This is a genomic window from Foliimonas ilicis (assembly GCF_039939195.1).
Classification (GTDB): domain Bacteria; phylum Pseudomonadota; class Alphaproteobacteria; order Rhizobiales; family Rhizobiaceae; genus Foliimonas; species Foliimonas ilicis.
Genome location: NZ_JBDUUH010000007.1, coordinates 199218 through 220595 on the forward strand (window position 1 = coordinate 199218; position 21378 = coordinate 220595).

20 protein-coding genes are annotated in these 21378 nt (G+C 57.6%); 6 read left to right on the forward strand and 14 right to left on the reverse strand.

Annotated features, from left to right (window positions below):
* Positions 1–112 precede the first annotated feature (112 nt).
* A complete protein-coding gene (gene recA / locus ABFT80_RS16835; protein ID WP_347973078.1) occupies positions 113–1213 on the reverse strand; it encodes a recombinase RecA in 1101 nt (366 codons plus the stop codon).
* A gap of 279 nt (positions 1214–1492) precedes the next feature.
* Here recA and ABFT80_RS16840 point away from each other — a divergent pair, with 279 nt between their 5' ends.
* Positions 1493–2464, forward strand: a complete 972-nt coding sequence (locus ABFT80_RS16840) for a carbohydrate kinase family protein (protein ID WP_347973079.1) — start codon at positions 1493–1495, stop codon at positions 2462–2464.
* Positions 2454–3371, forward strand: a complete 918-nt coding sequence (locus ABFT80_RS16845; RefSeq protein ID WP_347973080.1) for a pseudouridine-5'-phosphate glycosidase — start codon at positions 2454–2456, stop codon at positions 3369–3371. Before ABFT80_RS16840 ends, ABFT80_RS16845 begins: the two co-directional genes overlap by 11 nt.
* Positions 3372–3373: 2 nt before the next feature.
* Here ABFT80_RS16845 and ABFT80_RS16850 read toward each other — a convergent pair whose 3' ends face one another.
* Positions 3374–3691 (reverse strand): TfoX/Sxy family protein, encoded by a 318-nt coding sequence (locus tag ABFT80_RS16850; RefSeq protein ID WP_347973081.1) that lies wholly within the window; start codon positions 3689–3691, stop codon positions 3374–3376.
* 98 nt (positions 3692–3789) lie between these two features.
* Between ABFT80_RS16850 and ABFT80_RS16855 the strand changes: the two genes are divergently transcribed.
* Complete coding sequence (locus ABFT80_RS16855; RefSeq protein ID WP_347973082.1) at positions 3790–4287, forward strand: GFA family protein; 498 nt, start codon at positions 3790–3792, stop codon at positions 4285–4287.
* Here ABFT80_RS16855 and sufA read toward each other — a convergent pair.
* From sufA to ABFT80_RS16900, 9 genes are all read right to left on the reverse strand, one after another.
* The gene (gene sufA / locus ABFT80_RS16860; RefSeq protein ID WP_347973083.1) at positions 4284–4670 is read right to left on the reverse strand and encodes a Fe-S cluster assembly scaffold SufA; all 387 of its coding nucleotides are present in this window, start codon (positions 4668–4670) and stop codon (positions 4284–4286) included. The genes ABFT80_RS16855 and sufA overlap by 4 nt on opposite strands.
* Before the next feature lie 110 nt (positions 4671–4780).
* Entirely contained in the window at positions 4781–5176 is a 396-nt protein-coding gene (locus ABFT80_RS16865) for an SUF system Fe-S cluster assembly protein (RefSeq protein WP_347973166.1), read from the reverse strand.
* A gap of 5 nt (positions 5177–5181) precedes the next feature.
* Positions 5182–6402 (reverse strand): cysteine desulfurase, encoded by a 1221-nt coding sequence (locus tag ABFT80_RS16870; RefSeq protein ID WP_347973084.1) that lies wholly within the window; start codon positions 6400–6402, stop codon positions 5182–5184.
* Positions 6402–7100, reverse strand: coding sequence for a hypothetical protein (locus tag ABFT80_RS16875; protein ID WP_347973085.1), 699 nt, complete (start codon positions 7098–7100; stop codon positions 6402–6404). The genes ABFT80_RS16870 and ABFT80_RS16875 overlap by 1 nt, the downstream gene beginning before the upstream one ends.
* A complete protein-coding gene (sufD, locus tag ABFT80_RS16880; protein WP_347973086.1) occupies positions 7093–8358 on the reverse strand; it encodes a Fe-S cluster assembly protein SufD in 1266 nt (421 codons plus the stop codon). Before sufD ends, ABFT80_RS16875 begins: the two co-directional genes overlap by 8 nt.
* Positions 8359–8367: 9 nt before the next feature.
* Positions 8368–9123: a Fe-S cluster assembly ATPase SufC gene (gene sufC, locus ABFT80_RS16885; RefSeq protein ID WP_347973087.1), complete on the reverse strand. Its 756-nt coding sequence runs from the start codon at positions 9121–9123 to the stop codon at positions 8368–8370.
* A gap of 13 nt (positions 9124–9136) precedes the next feature.
* Positions 9137–9502 (reverse strand): cupin domain-containing protein, encoded by a 366-nt coding sequence (locus ABFT80_RS16890; RefSeq protein ID WP_347973088.1) that lies wholly within the window; start codon positions 9500–9502, stop codon positions 9137–9139.
* Entirely contained in the window at positions 9502–11016 is a 1515-nt protein-coding gene (sufB, locus tag ABFT80_RS16895; protein WP_347973089.1) for a Fe-S cluster assembly protein SufB, read from the reverse strand. Before sufB ends, ABFT80_RS16890 begins: the two co-directional genes overlap by 1 nt.
* Before the next feature lie 158 nt (positions 11017–11174).
* Positions 11175–12338: a cysteine desulfurase family protein gene (locus ABFT80_RS16900; protein ID WP_347973090.1), complete on the reverse strand. Its 1164-nt coding sequence runs from the start codon at positions 12336–12338 to the stop codon at positions 11175–11177.
* A gap of 228 nt (positions 12339–12566) precedes the next feature.
* Between ABFT80_RS16900 and ABFT80_RS16905 the strand changes: the two genes are divergently transcribed.
* A complete protein-coding gene (locus tag ABFT80_RS16905; RefSeq protein WP_347973091.1) occupies positions 12567–13241 on the forward strand; it encodes an alpha/beta hydrolase in 675 nt (224 codons plus the stop codon).
* Between the two features lie 18 nt (positions 13242–13259).
* A complete protein-coding gene (locus ABFT80_RS16910; RefSeq protein ID WP_347973092.1) occupies positions 13260–13916 on the forward strand; it encodes an FMN-binding negative transcriptional regulator in 657 nt (218 codons plus the stop codon).
* Between the two features lie 74 nt (positions 13917–13990).
* On the opposite strand, the gene ABFT80_RS16915 is transcribed toward ABFT80_RS16910, so the two are convergent.
* On the reverse strand, positions 13991–15331 hold the full coding sequence (locus ABFT80_RS16915) for an esterase-like activity of phytase family protein (protein ID WP_455189956.1): 1341 nt from the start codon (positions 15329–15331) through the stop codon (positions 13991–13993).
* A gap of 106 nt (positions 15332–15437) precedes the next feature.
* Positions 15438–16565, reverse strand: coding sequence for an anhydro-N-acetylmuramic acid kinase (locus ABFT80_RS16920; RefSeq protein ID WP_347973094.1), 1128 nt, complete (start codon positions 16563–16565; stop codon positions 15438–15440).
* A 119-nt stretch (positions 16566–16684) separates the two neighbouring features.
* Between ABFT80_RS16920 and tyrS the strand changes: the two genes are divergently transcribed.
* On the forward strand, positions 16685–17938 hold the full coding sequence (gene tyrS, locus ABFT80_RS16925) for a tyrosine--tRNA ligase (protein WP_347973095.1): 1254 nt from the start codon (positions 16685–16687) through the stop codon (positions 17936–17938).
* Between the two features lie 4 nt (positions 17939–17942).
* Here the strand turns inward: tyrS and ABFT80_RS16930 are convergent, their stop codons facing one another.
* A complete protein-coding gene (locus tag ABFT80_RS16930; protein WP_347973096.1) occupies positions 17943–21338 on the reverse strand; it encodes a YhdP family protein in 3396 nt (1131 codons plus the stop codon).
* Between the last annotated feature and the right edge of the window lie 40 nt (positions 21339–21378).

Genomic DNA, 21378 nt, shown 5'->3' on the forward strand with positions numbered 1-21378 from the left:
CGAACCTGTCCAGAAACAGCACGCAACAACGCTGAATCGAAATTCAGTGCCCGCGCCATGAAAAAAGCCGCCGGACGAAACCGGCGGCTTTGAAAAGGGAAACCAGTGAAATTTACTGATTTGCCGCGTCGTCGAAACCTTCACTCGGGCCTTCATCTACGGAGCGGTCCTCTTCAAGGAACTTCTCGGCTATAAGCCCGGCGTTCTGACGAAGCGCCAGTTCGATCTCGCGCGCCGTGTCGGGATTTTCCTTGAGGAAGGTCTTCGCATTTTCACGGCCCTGCCCGAGACGCTGCGAATTATACGAGAACCATGCGCCCGACTTCTCGACCACACCAGCTTTGACGCCAAGGTCGACCAGTTCGCCCGTCTTGGAAACGCCTTCGCCATACATGATGTCGAATTCGACGACCTTGAAGGGCGGCGCAAGCTTGTTCTTCACGACCTTGACGCGGGTCTGGTTGCCGACGACCTCGTCGCGATCCTTGACCGAACCGATGCGGCGAATATCGAGACGAACCGACGCATAGAACTTCAGCGCGTTCCCGCCGGTAGTCGTTTCCGGCGAACCGAACATAACGCCGATCTTCATGCGGATCTGGTTGATGAAGATGACCATCGTATTCGAACGAGAGATCGAAGCGGTAAGCTTGCGCAGCGCCTGGCTCATCAGACGAGCCTGAAGACCCGGCAGCGAATCGCCCATCTCGCCTTCGATTTCAGCACGCGGTGTGAGTGCGGCAACCGAATCGACCACCAGCACATCAATCGCACCGGAACGAACCAGCGTGTCGCAGATTTCCAGAGCCTGCTCGCCGGTGTCGGGCTGAGAGATCAGGAGGTTTTCGAGATCGACGCCGAGCTTGCGCCCATAAACCGGGTCCAGCGCATGTTCCGCATCGACGAAGGCGCAAATGCCGCCCTTTTTCTGCGCTTCTGCCACCGTGTGCAGCGCAAGGGTCGTCTTGCCCGAGCTTTCAGGCCCGTAAATTTCAACGATACGGCCACGCGGCAAACCACCGACGCCGAGAGCAATGTCGAGCCCGAGCGAACCGGTCGGGACCGTTTCGATCTCGACGATCTTTTCGTTGGCGCCGAGCCGCATGATCGAGCCCTTGCCGAAAGCACGCTCGATCTGCGAGAGCGCGGCATCCAGAGCCTTAGATTTGTCCACCGATTTTTCCTCTACAAGCCGCAATGAATTCTGAGCCATGATACATCACCCCTTGCTCGTCAATGAAGTCCGGTAAGCTCCGGAAACCTTTTTCTTTTGTACCCATTTTGTTCTATTTTTGCAATAGCACTCAAGATATTGAAAATAAACAATTATTCGATTTTGTTCTATTTTTGTCTTCGCACCGCTCGATAAATCCCGAAACCTGCTTCGAAGCGGATACTCACAAATTCCGCCACAAAGCCGATTCGCTCAATCATGTTGCCCGGCCGGGTCAGTCTACGTAAGGTCCGGCGTGTTCGTTCACGGAATTTTGCCATGACACTTCCCCTTCTTCTGACCGTTGGCGGCGCGCATATCGACCGGCGCGGACAGGTTTCGGGCGCCTATATTCCAGGTGCTTCTAACCCCGGCACCATGATGGAAGATGTCGGCGGTGGTGGTTTCAATGCGCTGCGCTGCGCGGTGCAGCGCGAAGTGCGGGGCACATTGATCTCGGTTCGCGGCGGCGATTCTGCGGGAGAATCCGTGTCCAAGGCAGCCGAAGCAGCCGGAATCACCGATCACTCGGTGGTTTTTCTGGATCGGGCGACACCTTCTTACACGGCGCTGCTCGACGAGAATGGCGATGTGATCGCCGCACTTGCCGATATGAGCCTCTACGACCTCGCTTTTCCCAAGCAGATGCGGCGCGCAAAGCTGCGTGAGGCGGTCGATGCGGCGGACGCCATCCTGTGCGATGCCAATCTTCCCGCCAAAGCGGTGGAGGCGCTGACAGCGCTTGCCGGAGAAAAGCCGGTTTTCGCGATTGGCGTATCGCCCGCCAAGATCGTGCGTTTTTCAGGTGCTCTGGACAGGCTTTCCTGCCTCTTCATGAACGGGCGCGAGGCGGCAGCTCTGACGCATTATAGTGGGACAGACGCAGCCGAACTTGTGGAAGCCTTGCGTGAAAGCGGCTTGAAACGCGGCGTCGTCACATCCGGCGCCGACGCGATGATCGCGTTTGATGCGGATGGCGTGTTTTCGCTTACGCCGCCCGCGCCGCGCATTGTTGAAGATGTAACAGGCGCCGGAGACGCGCTGGCCGGCGCTACAAGTGCTGCCCTGATGCGCGGCCTGCCGTTTCGCGCAGCACTTCGCGAAGGCGTGGCGGCAAGCCTGCTGGCGCTCGAAGATCGCTCTGCCGCACCCAAAATGTCACGCCAGGCATTTGAAGCAGTTCTGGCTCTTGTACCGGAGGCTGCGAGCCTGCAAGAGGAAGCGCAATTCGGAGAGACCAATGACGCCTGAAACCGCCCGCCCCTTCATCGATATCCATGCGCCGGTCGCCGAAGCGCTCGCGGCTGGAAAGCCAGTTGTTGCGCTGGAAAGCACGATCATCACGCATGGCATGCCGTTCCCAGACAATGCGACGATGGCGGGCAATGTAGAGCGTATCATTGCCGAGGAAGGCGCGGTCCCGGCAACGATTGCGGTCGTGGGCGGCCGTATCAAGATCGGCCTTTCCGAAGCAGAGCGCGAGGCGCTGGCGCAGGAGCAAGGCGCGATGAAGCTTTCGCGCGCAGATCTGGCGTTCGCCGTTTCGCAAAAGCGCACCGGCGGCACGACTGTCGCCGCAACAATGATTGCAGCGCATCTCGCAGGCATACGCGTATTCGCGACCGGCGGCATTGGCGGCGTTCACAAGGGCGCGGAAAAGACCTTCGACATCTCGGCCGATCTCGATGAATTGTCGCAGACGCCCGTCATCGTTGTTTCAGCCGGCGCAAAAGCTATCCTAGACATCGAAAAGACGCTGGAAGTTCTGGAAACGCGCGGCGTGCCGGTCGTTGCTTACGGTTCGGATGTGGTGCCCGCCTTCTGGTCGCGCAGCTCGCCATTTGCTGCGCCCCTGCGTCTCGATACGGCAGAAGCGATCGCGAATTTTTATGCGACCCGTGCAGCGCTCGGCATAAAGGGCGGCATGCTGATTACCAATCCGGTGCCGGAAGCATCCGAAATCGTGCCCGAAATCATGGCCGAACATATCGCGAAGGCGCAAAAAGCCGCCGACGAGCAGAAAATTTCAGGCAAGGCTGTGACGCCGTTCCTGCTGGCGAAAATCCTCGAATTGACGAATGGCGAGAGCCTGAAGACCAATATCGCGCTGGTCGAAAACAATGCGCGGCTTGCCGCCAAGATCGCACGCGCGCTTTAGCCTTACTTCTTGGCGCGCAGCGTTGCCTCATAGGCTTTGCGCGTCCAGATCGTCATTTCCTCGGGGTCGTCATAAGCGGCTTCGGGGATCGACCAATAGGGCATGACGATTGGCTTTTTCTTGCCCTCATAGGCCCATTGCCGCGCGCCCGCGTCGGCAAATTCGCCTTGGCTCTCGGCGTCCGCTTTCAGCAAAACCTCGCCATCCACCTCAAGCGCGACGATCAGGCCTTGGTGGTAAATGCCCTTGCCGCCGAACATGCGTCTGATGGTGATTGGTCCGAGGCCGGAAAACATGTCGGCAATGTCGTCATTCGTCATGGGCGCTTCCTTTCCTGCACGATATTCCGTCAAAAAGCTTCTGGCCAGAAACCTTGTTCCAGCTCCGGCGTTTTCATCCAAACACGGAAGGATACAGAATGCCCATGTTGCTCGAAGGCTCTTGCCGTTGCGGAGCGATAAAATTCAAGGTGCAAAGCAATACGCCGGTTCCCTATCAGCTTTGCTACTGCTCGATCTGCCGCAAGCAGCAAGGCGGAGGCGGCTATGCGATCAACCTGGGCGCAGACGCGTCCACGCTTGAAATCAAAGGTAAACGCGATCTCGGACTTTACCGCGCCGAAATCCATGATGATGAGCACCCGAAAGGCGAAACATCGTCGGGTGAGCGGCGGTTTTGTAAGAAATGCGGATCAGCGCTCTGGCTTTTCGATCCGAGCTGGCCGGAATTTGTGCACCCCTTTGCGTCCGCGATAGACACGGAATTGCCCGCGCCGCCCGAACGCGTGCATCTGATGCTGAAATACAAGGCGGAATGGGTAGAGCCTGATATCGGCAAGAAGGACAAGAAATTCGACCTGTACCCGGAAGAATCGATTGCCGATTGGCACAAGCGCCGAAAGCTATGGGTGGATTAAGCGGCGCTCTGCGACCGCGCTTCCGCCAATGCTTTGAGATCGGCAGGCTTCAATTCCACGGATTCGCCGCAACCGCACGCCGAACTCTGATTCGGATTAGTGAAAGTGAAGCCGGTGCGCAGCGTCGTCGTTTCGAAATCCATCTGCGTGCCGAACAGGAAAAGTGCAGCTTCCGGCGCGACATAGACATTCGCACCGGCATGTTCGACATGGTCGTCTTTCGGATTAGGCTCGGTCACCAGATCGACCGTATATTCCATACCCGCGCAGCCGCCTTTTTTGATGCCAAGGCGGATTCCGACTGCGTTGGGCCGCGCAGAAACGATCTCGCGAACGCGATCTGCGGCTTTTTCAGTTACGGTAATGACGGCGAAACGTCCCATGTCAGTCTCCACTCTCGGCAGGTTCAAGGCCTGCGGAATGATTCATTGTAACCTAAAAATGGTGAATATCGACGCTCGATACAAGCCGATTTCCACCATCCGGCGTCTACCTAGTACCAGCCGACGGCAACCTGCGCCTCTTCGGACATGCGATCCGGCGTCCATGGCGGGTCGAACGTCATGGCGACTTCGACATTCGAAACACCTTCGACGGCACCAACTGCATTCTGCACCCAGCCCGGCATTTCACCGGCAACGGGGCAGCCTGGCGCTGTCAGGGTCATATCGATCTTGACCGAGCGGTCGTCTTCGATGTCGATCTTGTAGATGAGGCCGAGTTCGTAAATATCCGCTGGAATTTCAGGATCGTAGACGGTTTTCAGCGCCGAGACGATGTCGTCCGTCAGGCGCGCAAGCTCGTCTTCCGGGATTGCGGAGGCCGAAACTTTGCCGCTCAAGCTCTCGTCGGGCTTGATCTCTGCGGTTTCTGGCGTCAATTCGTCCATCATCATCACCCGAAAAACTTCCGCGCTTTTTCAAGCGCTTCGACCAAAGCATCTACCTCGGCGCGCGTATTATACATCCCGAAGGATGCTCTGCATGTAGATGTCACACCGAAACGTTTCAACAGAGGCTGCGCGCAATGCGTTCCCGCGCGAACCGCGACACCTGCCCTGTCGATGACCATCGAAACGTCATGGGCATGAATACCCTGCAATTCGAACGATACTATGGCACCCTTGTCCGGCGCATCGCCGAAAATGCGCAACGAATTGATGGATCGCAGGCGCTCATGCGCATAATTCTTGAGGTCGGCCTCGTGTGCGGCAATCGCCTCACGTCCGACACTGTCCATATAATCGAGTGCAGCACCCAGTCCGATTGCCTGCACGATCGGCGGCGTGCCAGCCTCGAAACGGTGCGGCGGATCGTTGTAGGTCACATTGTCCTCGGTCACGTCGAGGATCATCTCGCCGCCGCCCTGGAAGGGCCGCATGCGCTCCAGCATCTCGCGCTTTCCATAAAGCACGCCAATGCCGCTTGGCCCGTATACCTTGTGGCCGGTGAACACGAAGAAATCGCAGTCCAGATCCTGAACGTCGATCGGCATATGCACAGCACTCTGGCTGCCATCGACCAGAACCGGAATGCCACGCGCATGCGCGAGGCGCACGATTTCCTTGATCGGCGTGATGGTGCCGAGCGCGTTGGACATATGGGTGATCGCGACCAGCTTGGTGCGGTCCGTCAGGCGTTTTTCGAATTCCTCGATATGGAACACACCCTGATCGTCCACCGGCACCCAGACAAGCTTCGCGCCCTGCCGTTCACGAATAAAATGCCACGGCACGATATTGGAGTGATGCTCCATGATGGAGATCAGGATTTCATCGTCAGCACCGATATTCGGCATGCCGTAGCCATAGGCAACGGTGTTGATCGCCGAGGTCGTGTTGCTGGTAAAGACGATCTCGTCCACGCTGCCCGCATTCAGAAAGCGGCGAACAGTTTCACGCGCCTTTTCATACGCATCGGTGGCGGCGTTAGACAAGAAATGCAGGCCGCGATGAACGTTTGCATATTCATTGCGGTAGGCGTGATCGATGGCGTCGATGACGGCATTGGGCTTCTGAGCAGAAGCGCCATTGTCCAGATAGACGAGCGGCTTGCCATAGACTTCCCGCGACAGGATAGGGAAATCGCGCCTGATCTTTTCGACGTCGTAACTCATTAAATCACCCTGTAGAGGGTCGACATGATGTCAACCGGGCTGCGAGAAGAGCCGCCTAGCAAGACTTCGCCTCGGAACATGTCAAAGGCCACCAGAACGACCAGATGGGCAAACGCGGCCAAGATCGCCCGTCCGTAACCCAGAACTCCCCCAAAACGCGATGTCAGGATCGCGTAGCTCAGCAAGATGCAGGATGCCACGACAGGACCGATCTGTAGCAGAAGGAAGAGCATGGACAGCGGCTCCGGAGAGCCCCCCATCGTGTTATCGACGCGCCACCACATGAAAAGCACTAGGAGAAAACGCAATACCGTCGTCGCCAACGTAAATCCGACGAGCACAAGGAACGCTGAATACAGGTGACGCGCCGTTCCCTGACCAGCCATCGCTTTAGTCAACCCGAACAGGATCGCGCCCGAGACGAAAATATATACGATGGGCCACACCAGAAACGTGAGGATGCCGGTGGCCATCCCGATGTCGAGTGGCGTCACCAACGTCTCGTCCACGCTCTGTATGAGTCGGAAAGCCGCCCAGTCGACCACATTGATGGCCATCACCAGAAACACGGCTACTCCCACGATCTGCCCCCAGGGCAGGTTGCGATCCGCAGCTTCTCGAATAGTCGTCGCCGGAAACAGAAACACGCGGAAACTGTCTCCTAGATAGGCAGCGATATTGCCCGTCAGACTAGCCATGTTCCACAAACCAGTCGTCCAGACGCGCTTCCAGCGCTTCTACCACCGGTTCGACTTCCAGTTCCTCGATAACCTCTGCAACGAATGCCTTCACGAGCAGCCCGCGCGCGGTCTTCTCGTCGATGCCGCGCGCCATCAGATAGAACAGATGATTGTGGTCGATCTCGGTAACAGTCGCGCCGTGGCCGCACTGAACGTCATCCGCGAAGATTTCGAGTTCCGGCTTGGTGGAAAACTCGCCATCATCCGACAGAAGCAGCGTGTTGCAGGCCATCTTCGCGTCGGTCTTCTGCGCGTATTTGGCAACATTGATGCGGCCCTGAAAAACGCCATGCGCCCGGCCGGTAATGACGTTGCGGATGACTTCCGTCGATGTCGTGTTCGGCACTGAATGGTCGAGCACCATCGTCACATCCGTATGCGTATCGCCGGACAGGAGATTGATGCCGCGCAGCTTGAAATCCGAGCCTTCGCCGGTCGCGTTGACATGCACTTCCTGTCTGACGAGCTTGCCGCCCGCATTGAGGATGAACAGAACGAGCTTAGCATTTTCGCCGAGTTCGGCCTTGAACTGCGCAAGATGCGTGGACTGTTCCGGCTGTTCCTGAACGATAATCCAGAGAATTTCGGAATTCGCACCCACGACAAGCTGGCTGACGGACGTGACGAAAGCCGCCTCGCTGCCGGTCTGGCGCTCGACGATTGTCGCCTGAACTTCATCGCCGACACGCACTGTAAGGCGCACATGGGTCTGCCCGCCTGCATGCAAATTCTGAAGCTCGATTGGGGCCTCGAATTTGCTGCCGGAAGCGAGATCGAGGAAATAACCGTCCGCAACGAATGCCGCATTCAACGCGCCAATTGCGTCGTCGCTGCCATAGCGGTCAAGTGCATCCGCGAAGCTGCCGTCGCCAAGCTTTTCCGAAAGCGGCTGTATGGTGATGCCATCGACCGTCGAGGTCTTCTGCGCCTTGCCATTCAGCAGTGAGAACACAGACGAACCAGCCAGAAGCGGCGTGACCGTCGCGGCCTTTGCCGTCGCATCATATTCGGGAACAGTCGTCAGCAGACGACGCAGATCTGTGTAATGCCAGGATTCGATACGACGCGTCGGCAAGCCGGCCTTGACAGCCTCGATCGCATCGTCGCGCTTCACCATGACAGCTTCATCGCCCGGCAGATGCGTAAGACGCTCGCCGAACGCGTCGATCAACGCGGTTTCGGCAGGCGTTCGCGCAGGCTTTGCATGAAAATTCATAACACTCACCTATGCCGCCTCTTCGATGATACCCGCATAGCCATTCTCTTCCAGTTCCAAAGCCAGCGACTTGTCGCCGGACTTGATCACCTGACCCTTGTAGAGAACATGCACGCTGTCGGGCACGATGTGCTCCAGCAGTCGCTGATAATGCGTGATGACGACAATCGCACGGTCTGGCGAGCGCAAAGCGTTGACGCCATCCGAAACGATCTTGAGCGCATCGATGTCGAGACCGGAATCGGTTTCGTCCAACACGCAGAGCTTTGGCTCCAAGAGCTTCATCTGAAGGATTTCGGCGCGCTTCTTCTCGCCGCCCGAAAAGCCGACATTCAGCGGACGCTTCAGCATGGCCATATCCATGTTGAGGCCTGCCGATTCTTCCTTCACACGCTTGAGCAGGTCAGGAATTTTCAGTTCCGGCTCGCCCCGCGCCTTGCGCTGGGCGTTCATCGCAACCTTCAGGAACTCCATCGTCGCAACGCCCGGTATCTCCATCGGATACTGGAAAGCGAGGAAAATACCGGCAGCAGCGCGCTCGGCAGGGTCCATCTCAAGAATGCTCTCGCCATTGTAGAGGATCTCGCCCTCGGTCACTTCATAATCTGGGCGACCGGCAAGAATGTAGGAAAGCGTCGATTTTCCCGAACCGTTCGGTCCCATGATGGCAGCGACTTCGCCAGCCTTCACGGTAAGGTTCAGACCGCGAATGATCTCGGTGTCCGTATCGGCGATCTTGGCATGCAGGTTTCTGATTTCGAGCATATTATTATCCGTTTCAGACAGTTGCGCCTTGGGGCGCCGTGTAGGTTTCATCGACAATATTGCCGGTGTTGCGAACGTTAGAAGGCTCGAACAGTAGAATTTGCGCTTCGCTGTCGGCGACTGGGCGGTGTTCCACACCGCGCGGCACAACAAGCGCTTCACCTTCATTCAGCGTAACGGCACGGTCCCGGAATTCGAGACGGATCTGGCCACGCCAGACAAAGAACATCTCGTCTTCATTCTCATGCTGGTGCCAAGGAAACTCTCCCTGGATCTTCACCACTTTCACGTCCTGACCGTTCAGTTCAGCCACGACCTTCGGCCGCCACTGTTCACTGAACAGCGAGAATTTCTGATCGATGTTGATCTTTTCGACCATCAGCCGACCGAGCCTTCGAGCGAAATTCCGATCAGCTTCTGGGCTTCGACCGCGAATTCCATCGGCAATTTCTGGATGACTTCCTTGACGAAGCCATTGACGATGAGTGCAATCGCTTCTTCCTGCGGAATGCCGCGTTGCATCACGTAGAAAAGCTGATCATCGGAAATTTTCGAAGTCGTCGCCTCGTGTTCGAACTGAGCTGTCGCGTTCTTCGCTTCGATGTAAGGCACGGTATGCGCGCCGCATTCCTCACCGATCAGCAGGGAGTCACACTGCGTGAAGTTACGCGCGTTCGATGCCTTGCGGTGAGCGGAAACCTGACCGCGATAGGTGTTCTGCGAGAACCCGGCAGCAATGCCTTTGGAAATGATGCGGCTCGACGTGTTCTTGCCGAGATGGATCATCTTGGTGCCGCTGTCGATCTGCTGATGGCCGTTCGAAACGGCAATCGAATAGAACTCACCGCGTGAATCGTCGCCGCGCAGAATGCAGGACGGGTATTTCCATGTGATCGCGGAGCCGGTTTCGACCTGCGTCCACGAAATCTTCGAGCGGTCGCCGCGGCAATCGCCGCGCTTGGTCACGAAATTGTAGATGCCGCCCTTGCCCTGCGCATCGCCCGGATACCAATTCTGGACCGTCGAATACTTGATCTCGGCATCGTCGAGCGCAACGAGTTCGACGACCGCAGCATGAAGCTGGTTTTCGTCGCGCTGCGGCGCGGTGCAGCCTTCGAGGTAGGAGACGTAAGCGCCCTCTTCCGCGATGATCAGCGTGCGTTCGAACTGGCCCGTATTCTTTTCATTGATACGGAAATAGGTCGAAAGCTCCATCGGGCAGCGAACGCCCTTGGGTATAAACACGAACGAACCGTCGGTGAAAACGGCAGAGTTCAGCGTCGCATAGTAATTGTCGGTCGTCGGAACGACGGTGCCTAGATACTTTTTGACCAGTTCCGGATGCTCGCGGATCGCCTCGGAAATCGAGCAGAAGATCACGCCCGCAGCAGCCAGTTCCTTCTTGAAGGTCGTGACGACCGAGACGGAATCGAACACAGCATCGACGGCAACGCGGCCGGATTTATAGACGTTGTCGCTCGGCTCTTCGCTGTCATCTACAGGCTTTTCAACGCCGGCAAGAATTTCCTGCTCGCGCAGCGGAATGCCGAGCTTTTCGTAAACCCGCAGCAGTTCGGGATCGACATCTTCAAGCGAAGTCGGTCCAGGCGTGCTTTTCGGCGCCGCGTAATAGTGAATGTCCTGAAAATCGATCTTTGGATAATTGACGCGCGCCCAGTTCGGCTCTTCGAGCGTCAACCAGCGACGGAAAGCCTCAAGACGCCATTCAAGCATCCATGACGGCTCGTCCTTTTTCTTCGAAATGAAGCGGATCGTGTCTTCGGAAAGGCCCTTGGGAGCCTTGTCCATTTCGATCTCGGTTTCGAAACCGTACTTATACTGATCCACATCGATCTTGCGGACTTGCTCGATCGTTTCCTGCACAGCAGGCATCGGCGTTCTCCATCCATGCCGAGGTCAAGGCCCGGCCGTTTTCAAACTATGGCACCGCAGATGCGGCGTAAGTTCAATATAGTGCGTGGCGACCGGAAATTCACCCGGCCAGCGCCAAACGCACCGGCTTACAGCCCGAAGGCCAAACTTTTAGCCGCTTAGGCGGCTTTGCTCTTCTCCGACCGCCTGGCAGCAAGCTTTTCAAGCGCCGCAGCAAACAGGTCGATCTCTTCCTTGGTCGTCGCCGCGCCGATGGACACGCGCAACGCGCCGGTATTCTCCGCAAAGCCCATCGCCTTTAAAACATGGCTCGGGCCAACCTTGCCCGACGAACAGGCCGAGCCAGCCGAAAGCGCGACGCCAGCCAGATCGAACGCAATCTGTGCTGTTTCGGCTTTGACGCCGGGAATAGCGAAGAATGACGTATTGGCAAGGCGTTCTGCGCCTTTCCCAAAGATTTCCGCGTCTGGAACAACTGAAAAGATGGTGTTTTCGATCATATCGCGCAAGGCGCGGACGCGTTCGATATCTCCAAGCGTTTCTTTCGCAACGCGTGCTGCCGCGCCGAAACCGGCAATGGCCGTCAAATTTTCAGTGCCTGCGCGATGCCCCTTCTCCTGCCCGCCCCCGGAAACCAGCGGCTTCGGCATCATCAAATCAGAGGCAGCGACAATCGCACCAACGCCCTTGGGACCGCCGATCTTGTGCGATGAAAGAATGAGATAATCGCCGCAAGCAGATGAAATATCGAGCGGAATTCGACCAGCGGCCTGCACCGCATCCAATACGAGTATGCCACCGGCTGCTTTGACGATTGCAGCGATCTTTTCGATAGGCTGGACGACGCCTGTCTCATTATTGGCGACATGAATGGCGACAAGCGGCAGGCCTTGCGCCTTGTCGTGGCTGGAAAGAGCGCTTTCGAGCGCTGCCAGATCAATCACCCCGTCACGATTAACACCGACAAGCACGATATTTTCAGGCTGGAAGCGACCGCCATTCAAAAGGCATGGATGCTCGGCGCTCGAAACATAGAGCTTCGACATGCGGATCGCGCCGCGTCCCATCTGCCAGTCCGGCGACAACAGCGTCGATGCGGCCTCGGTCGCACCGGATGTGAAGACGACATGTTCGGGCTTTGCACCAACGAGTGCCGCCACATCGCGACGCGCATCTTCGATCAGACGGCGCGCGAACCGGCCTTCACTGTGAACCGATGACGGATTTGCCGAAACATCCAGCGCCGCAACCACAGCTTCGCGCGCCGCATCGAGAAGCGGTGCGCTTGCATTGTAGTCGAGATAGGCGCGCGGACTGGTCATTTTCGTCGAATTTGGTTCCTTAGAGCGGGCGTAACAGGCAGGAAGCGTTATTTCCTTGAAATTACAAGGCGACCCGTCCTATCTACGCGCTTTGCCGGATGGGCATCAGTCCCATCAGTTTTGAACAATTCTAAACTAGCTTCTAAAAAGACGCCAGTCATGCGTCAAGGCCAGTAGGTGATTGTTCCAACCGGCTTTCGCGGTTTTTGCTGTTATTTGGAGTGTTCTATGCCTGAGGTCATTTTTGCCGGTCCCGCTGGTCGTCTGGAAGGACGTTATCAGCCGTCCAAGGAAAAGAACGCGCCGATCGCTATCATCCTTCATCCGCACCCGCAATTCGGCGGAACGATGAACAACAAGATCGTCTATGATCTTTTCTACATGTTTCAGAAGCGCGATTTCACGACGCTTCGTTTCAATTTCCGCGGCATCGGCCGCAGCCAGGGCGAATTCGATCACGGCACGGGCGAATTGTCCGATGCGGCGGCAGCACTCGACTGGATTCAGTCGCTTCACCCGGATTCGAAAAATTGCTGGGTCGCGGGCTATTCGTTCGGCTCATGGATCGGCATGCAGCTTCTGATGCGCCGCCCGGAGATCGAAGGCTTCATCTCCATCGCGCCGCAGCCGAACACATATGACTTCTCGTTCCTCGCGCCCTGCCCGTCATCGGGCCTCATTATTCACGGCGATGCCGACAAGGTTGCCCCGCCGAAGGACGTTCAGGGGCTGGTCGACAAGCTTCACACGCAAAAGGGCATCACGATCACGCAGAAGACGCTGCCCGGCGCCAACCACTTCTTCTCCAATGACAGCGAATTGCTGCTGGAAGAATGCGCGGATTATCTCGACCGGCGTCTGGCTGGCGAATTGTCCGATCCCCGCCCAAAGCGTTTGAGATAAACAGAAGGACGAACAGCGATGTACCAGCCTCCTCATTTTGTTGAAACACGGCTGGACGTCCTGCACTCCCTGATCCGTACACACCCGCTCGGCCTGCTCGTTTCGAACGGGCAGGAAGGGCCGGTCGCCAATCCACTGCCCTTCCTGCTCGACTCCGATGTCTTGCCGAACGGACGACTGCGCGCTCATCTTGCCAAGGCAAATCCGCAGTGGCGCATGCTGGCCGATGACCCGGAAATCCCGGTACTTGTCGTCTTTCAGGGCGCAGATACCTATGTGACCCCATCCTGGTACGAAACAAAGCGCGAGACCGGAAAGGTCGTGCCGACCTGGAACTACGCAATTGTTCAGGTCCGTGGTCGGGCACGCGTGATAGATGACAAGGATTGGCTCCGCGCGCAGATCGCGGAATTGACCGAAAGTCACGAGACGAAGCGGTCGGAACCATGGCAGGTCAGCGACGCACCCGAAGCCTTCATTCAGGCACAGATCAAAGGCATTGTCGGCCTCGAGATCGACATTTCAAGCATCGAAGGCAAATGGAAGGTCAGCCAGAACCGTCCAGTCGCCGATCGCGCCGGTGTGGCGGAAGGATTGCAAACCGGCACTGAATCAGATGGCACGACCGAGATGGCGCATCTGGTGCGCCAGTATGGCGGATTAGACACCGAATAGGCCGGGCTTTCGCCCGTGCTAAACCGATGACAAAAAAGGGCTCCGCGAAGGAGCCCTTTTCGTTTCAGGCTAAATTATTCGGCTTTCAGGAACTCACCGACTTCAAGCAGGACGAATTCATTGTCGTCCGCCTTGTCCAGCGCGCGGCCTGCCGAGAACGGCAGATTGTTGTCATTGCCGACGATGATGTGCGTCTCATCGACCAGATCGACATTCTCGATCGTCACGAACGGCATGTCGTAAAAGCCTTCGCCGCCGCCCTGACGCTTCTTGTTGTCGGGGTCGGAGATTTTCAGAAGGTCGATATAGCCGATCTTGCGCAGCGCCTGCCCGACATTGTCATCGCCGAACGCTATTTTGTAGATGCGCTTGACCTTCGACGGGGTCGCGAAGCAATCGGGCGTCGGGTTCTTCGCATCCGCGCAAGCCTGTGCGGCAACGCCCGCGCCATTGTCGCGCTCGATAACCAAACCCTCGGTTTCGCTGATCATGTTGAAATCGCCGATCGCCTCGCCGCCTTCGGCCAGCGGATAGAGCCAGCTACGGCCCGTCCATTTCTTATCTGCAACATCGAATTCGATAACGCGCAGCGCAGTCTTTCCGTCAACCTGCTCGACCTTGCCGTCCTCTGCGTAAACCGGACCTTCCAGCAGTCCGTAAAGCTTGCTGCCGTCCTTCGACATGGCAAGGCCCTCAAAGCCACCGGAACGCTTCAGATTGAAGGCCGGGATTTTCGCGGTCGGATTTGCGGGCAATGCAAGTGCCGGATGATCGGGTGAGCGCACGGGCTGGCCATCGACAGTCGTTTCGAACACATCCGTCAATTTGCCTTCGAGATCGAATTTCAGGAGGTAGAGTCCAAATTCCTCCCCAATCCAGAATCCATCGGCAACCGGCTGGATCGATTCCACATCGAAATCACCACCCGTCAGGAAACGCGTGTCCGAACCTTCGAGAACGATTGGAAACGGTGACTTCTTGTCGGGATCGGTCAGGAAAAGCGTATCGATGCGCTCAACCTCGCCATTGTCCCAGTCGAAGCGCAGATGGTGAAGCATCAGTGCGGCGTCCGTCGAATTGAGTTTGTTGCCGAATCCATTGTCCGACATCGACCAGAACGTGCCGTCCTCCATCGCCTTGATACCGGAGAAACCCTGAACGGGCTGACCATCGAAAGGCAACGAAAGCCCGGTCGGACGCACGCCATCCTTGCCCGGAACAGTGCCCAGGCCTTCGGCGCGAAGACGATCCGGCGTCGAGAACTTGCCGGAGGTGCGCAGATGTTCCGGCGCATTTTCAGGTGCCGCGATGATCGTGTTCGCAGTCAGGATCGCATGCCCGACCAGCTTGGACGAAAACTCCTTGCCGTCGGCAAGCGCGGAAGACGAAGACAAGGCGAATATGGCGGCAGCCATGAAAAGGGAGCGTCGCATTTTGGGATACCCGATGTGATTGACAGGACGCAGCAGAGCTAGGTGCAGCGCATGTCGGGCGGGTGACGCTTTTATAAAAATTCAATGACTATCCCGGTTCGGCCAGTACACCGCCCGTCACAGGCTCGGCGCAACCGGTCGTGCTTGGAAATGTCAGCGGCAGACGGAGGCGCGAGCGAACCGCCAGATAGGCCCAGGCCTGCGCTTCCGTGGCGTCGCCGTCAAAGCCTGCATCTTCGGCGACGATGACGTCTGCGCCGGTTTTCGCAGCGCCGGAACGCAAATCCCCTACAATATGCGGGTTCTTGCGCCCACCGCCGCATACGATCCAAAGCTTTGGCTTCTCCGGCAGATGCTGCGCGGATTTGAGAATTGCCTCCGCGGAAACCGCGGCCAATGTCCGCGCGCCGTCTGAAAGTTCGAGATTTCGCGTGATTTCGAGCGTGAAATCGTTCCGGTCCAGCGATTTCGGACCGGTTTTCTCGAAAAACGGATTGTCGAGATATTGCTCGACCACGGAACGGACGATGCCGCCTTCACTGGCGATTGCCCCGCCGGCATCATAGGGAACACCGCCTTCGCTGCTCACCCATTGGTCGATCAAGGTGTTGCCGGGTCCGGTGTCGAATGCGACCGGATCGCCATTGGCTCCGACATAGGTAATATTCGAAATGCCGCCTATGTTGACGAAGACGACCGGGAAGCGGCCCGCATAGGGTGGCTTCAACGAACCGGCTAGTGCTTGATGATAAATAGGCACCAGCGGCGCGCCCTGCCCTCCATGAAGCATATCGTTGGCGCGCATGTCGTAAACCACTGGAATTGCCGTCTCACGAGCCAGCAATGCCCCGTCACCAAGCTGCACGGTCAGCGCTTCCTGCGGCCTGTGCAAAACGGTCTGGCCGTGAAAGCCGATCACATCCGGCTTTGCCCATTTTCCCGTTTGCGCTTGAAGGAATTCACGAACAGCAACAGCATGGCGCTCGGTAAGCGCCTTCTCCAGCGAGGCCAGATCGCCGGGCCGCTCCGTTCTCGTGCGGATTTCTTTTGCCGTCTCCAGCGCCAGTTCGATGCGTCTGCGGAAAACTGCATCATGGGAAACCGAAAGCGTCGGGCCTTCCTCTATAAAGCTTTCTCCATCGGTTTCGAGCGCCGCCACGTCGATGCCGTCCATCGATGTGCCGCTCATCAGGCCGATGGCGATGAATTTCTGCATAGCAGACATGTCCTTGTTTGCGCCGGAAACTTGTGATTCTGGCACTCGGGATGCTAAAGGCCCGCGATCCGCATTCCAACCATTTGCGGTTGTCCGCTGTTTTGCCGAAAGAAAAGATCATGTCCGACTTCAAGTCCGATTTCCTGCGCACGCTTTCAGAGCGCGGCTTCATCCACCAGACCTCGGATGATTCCGGCCTCGACGAACTGTTCGCGAAGGAAATTGTGACGGCCTATATCGGCTTCGATCCGACCGCATCGAGCCTTCACGCCGGCGGCCTGATCCAGATCATGATGCTGCATTGGATGCAGAAAACCGGCCATCGCCCGGTCGCGCTCATGGGCGGCGGCACCGGCATGGTGGGCGATCCGTCCTTCAAGGATGAAGCCCGCAAGCTGATGACACCGGAGACGATCCAGCAGAATATCGACGGCATCAAGAAGGTCTTCGCGAACTATCTGACATTCGGCGATGGTCCAACAGATGCACTGATGGTCAATAATGCGGAATGGCTGCTCAAGCTGAACTACCTCGAATTTCTGCGCGATGTCGGCCGCCATTTCTCGGTCAACCGCATGCTGAGCTTCGACAGCGTGAAGCTGCGGCTCGAGCGCGATCAATCGCTGTCGTTTCTCGAATTCAACTACATGATCCTGCAGGCTTACGATTTCGTCGAGCTTAGCAATCGTTACGGCGTAAAGCTGCAGATGGGCGGCTCGGATCAGTGGGGCAACATCGTCAACGGTATCGATCTCGGCCACCGGCTCGGCACGCCGCAGCTTTATGCGCTGACCTCGCCGCTGCTGACCACCTCTTCCGGCGCGAAGATGGGCAAGTCGCTGAATGGTGCGGTCTGGCTGAATGCAGACATGCTCTCGGCCTATGATTTCTGGCAGTACTGGCGCAACACGGAAGATGCCGATGTCGGCCGCTTCCTGAAGCTCTACACGACCATGCCTCTGGATGAGATCGCACGTCTGGCAGCTCTCGGCGGCTCGGAAATCAACGACGCCAAGAAGGTGCTGGCGACGGAAGTGACCGCCATGCTTCATGGCCGCGCAGCCGCAGACGAAGCGGCTGAAACCGCGCGCAAGACCTTCGAGGAAGGCGCCTTTGCCGACACGCTTCCGACCGTCGATGTGCCGAAGGCGCAGCTTGAAGATGGCACCGGCATTCTGGCCCTGCTGGTAACGGCAGGACTTGCTGCGTCCAACGGCGAAGCGCGCCGTCACATTCAGGGCGGCGCGGTGCGCGTGAACGATCAGCCGGTTTCGGATGATCGCCTGAGCATCGGCACGGCCAATGTTACGTCAGACGGTGTGGTGAAGCTTTCGGTCGGCAAGAAGCGGCACATTCTCGTCCGCCCGGTCTAAAGCCCTATTGGAACTCGAAGATCGACCGGAATATTCCCGGTGCTATGGCCGATAGCGGATTGATCTGAAGTTTCGGAGATTTGGCGTTGCCTTCAAGCTTGTAGGTAACGCCAATCAATCCACGGTCGCGACCATTTCCGAGGATAAGGCCGAAAAGCGGAATCTCGCCGAATATGCGGTTCACGCCATAGGCGGGCATGAAAGTGCCTGTCATCGACATGTTTCCGCGCTGGTCATAAAGCGTGCCCTGGAACGTCGTGCCGATCTGCGGTCCGCGCAACACGCCGTTTGCAATTCTCAAAAATCCATCGCCGCGCTCGATCTGCGCATATCCGCGCTCGAAATCGGCGCGAGACACATCAATCTCGCGGCCTACAGTCTGGTTGAGACTGCGATTGTCGCCGGGCGGCGTTGTCGAAACAAGCGATGCAAGACGCGGCTCGTTGACGATGCGGAAATTCTGCGTATCGATCTGGCCGCGCATCGGGCCGTCAGCCGCACCGGCGAGCGCAACCTTGATCGTGCCGCCCTGCATATGCTCATACATGTTTAGAAAGCGCAGTATTGCACCGGCATCGGCCGCCTGCATTCTCATCGAGCGCCCGTTGCCATTCGAACCATTCTCAGCATTGATAACGCCGCCGGAACTGGACGTCGCCGACACCTGGAAGCCGCTGCCCCTGTAATCCAGCTTCATGTTGGACAGGTTTTCACCGTTGAAACCGGTCACGCTTTGAACATCGGCATTCAGCGAGAAGGAACCGGCACCGGCCAATGAGCCGCCCCCGCCATCCTCTTTGGAGGTGAAGCGTTTGATCAGGGGCCGCGCATCAAGGGCGCTGCCATTGACGCTCACCGCATAGCTTCCGCCGGATCGCTTCACCGAAACCGCGAAATTGTCGCCACGATTGAGGCTGACCTTGTCAAATGTGGCGGTCGATAAGGTGGCGCCCGAAAGCGCGATATTGCCGCTGGCCGCGAAAGTATCACCCGAAAGTTTGAAATTGGAGAGGTTGGTGGCGTTGTCCTTCTTCTCCATGACAAATTCAGCGGTGGCGGGAATCCCGGAACCCTTGCTCCAGCCGACCCATGGAAGCATGAGTTGCGCAGCACTCAGATCGGCAGAAATCGTCTGCTTTCCGGGCGCACTCTGCACCACGTCCAGCGTCACCGTGCCGGACAGGATATTCGAAAGCCCCGGCGCGATGGCATTGCGCGTCTTGTCGTCAAGCACGAGCTTGATGTCGCGGTCGCGTTCCGGGCCAGTCTCGCGCAGCGGCTCGATCATTTTGAGATCCGCCGGAATACCGTTGAGGCGCGCTTTCGTGACGATCAGAGCCTTGTCCGGATCTATCGTGATCGTGCCATTTGCCTCTGTGACTTTCTGGTTATCGAGAGGTTTGGCGATCGACAGGTTTTTGTAATCCAGCGTCACCAGCCAGCCGAGCGTATTGCGATCGACGCCCTTCTGCAGCGGAATGTCGGCTTTCACATTGCCGGAAATCTCACCTGAAAAGTCTTCCCCTTTCAGGTCCAGACGACGAAAAGCGTTGATCGGCTCGTAGGAAGCAAGTTGCGCCACGGCAGTTGCCTCGCCCGCAACATCGATGTCCAGCTTGCCGATAACCGGCCTGCTGCGAGAATCGCTGATCGTCAGCTTGCCATTACGGCCATCCACACGGCCGCCGTCAGGCAAATAGGCCGAGCCTTTGGAAAGCGTGACGTCCACACTTCGCCCGCCAAACCGTATCGTCCCGTCTGCGTCGCGAACGGGCGGCATTTGCCCGGTTGTGTCGAACCGCGTTCCGCTGATAGTGAACGCGCCGAATATTTCCTCGTCACTTAACGGTATGCCGTTTCCAAGCCGTCCCGGCTCGGTCTTCATGGTCAGTTCGCCCTCGGTCACCTGCCCGCCAAAGAGATGGTCCCGAACCCAGTCATGTGCGCCGCGCGCCGAAAACCAGGGCCACAATTGCTTGACCTCGGACACCGGCATGTCAGCCACTTTAAGATTGAATGAAACGCCGGGCGACTTGCCTTCTGGCAGCTCGATTGAAGCGCTGCCGGCGACGTTGCCGTCACTGCTTTTCACTGCAATCTCGTCGGCGCTCAGAACCCGCGTTTTCTCGCTGTAGGTACCCTGCAACTTTGCCGCCAGCGCGAAAGCGGGCTCAGAAGAGCCTTCCGGCGAAAGAGTCGCGTCGCTGCTCACCAGCTCATAGCGATAGGCTGGTGCTTGCGCCAAGTTGGAATCATGCGGCCGCGGGCCGATAGCGCCGTTGAAATTGAAACGCGAACGCCCCGACACGACGGCCAGCCGGTTTATCTCGATCTTTCCGCTTCCGGTCAGCAATGTTGCCGTCAGGTCGAGATCGCCGCTGAAGACGCCCGGCTTGCCCATATCGAGCGAGGCCGATTTCATCGAGAAATTCGCAGCTAACCTGGACGGATCTCCGCCGATGCCTTGCGATCCTTTCAGTGAAAGATTGACCGCCCCGAGCGCTGTCAGATCGGCTTCGCGCGGCGCCTCGCCTTGCGTTACCTGGCCTTGGCCCGCCTCCGAAACAACCTCTATCTGCAGATCGCTCACACGTTGCGAAACCTCGTCGCGAACCGCCGTTCCCGTGATGGACATGTTGCGTCCATCGATGTCGGCCATCGCCGATATCTGGATTTTCCCGGCACCGGCCTCTTCGAGAACAGCATTCTGGATGTGGATGACGCGCACCCTGCCGTCTTCGGGCAGCATGAACTCGACATTGTTCATTTCAATATGGCTGGTCGCGCCGCGCTGAACCGCGTCGAATGTCCTGCCGAGAGCCAGAAAGAAGCGTTCCGCGAGCTTGTCCGGGTCGATCAACCCGTCCTCGTTGCGCAAAGGGCGCGTCCAGTCGACTGCATCATTCGTCGGAAAGGCACCCGTCATGATGCGGGCATCCGAAATCGTGGCGCTTCCAAGCGCCAGACTGCCACGCAAAAGCGCTTCCGGCCGCATGCCGAAGCGGATTTCACCGGCACTCAGCATTTCCGCACCGTCAGTGCTGTTTTTCAGATTAACATCTTCCATTCGCACGGCGAGCAGCGAACCGCCGTCGATCGAGATACCAGAATGCGCCATCGTCGCATCCACATCGAATCCGGCGAAGCGCTCTATGGCTTTTTCGGCTTCGACACGCAGCTTTTCGGTTCCGATGCCGGTTTGGCCAAGCACGAAAAGCGCACCGACGATCAGGCCTAAAAATGTGGCGCCGACACCCAGCGTCTTAACGCAGGCACGGCTTATGGAACGCTTGCGCTTAGGTTCTGCAGAAGGATCGGCAGCCGAAGGCAAAGAGCCGAGATCGGCAATTTCCTCGCGCCGGAACCTTATTTTTTCGTGTCTTGGTATCTCGTGATCCACACGGTATCCATTCTGCAGCGGGATCAGGGAACGATTCCGG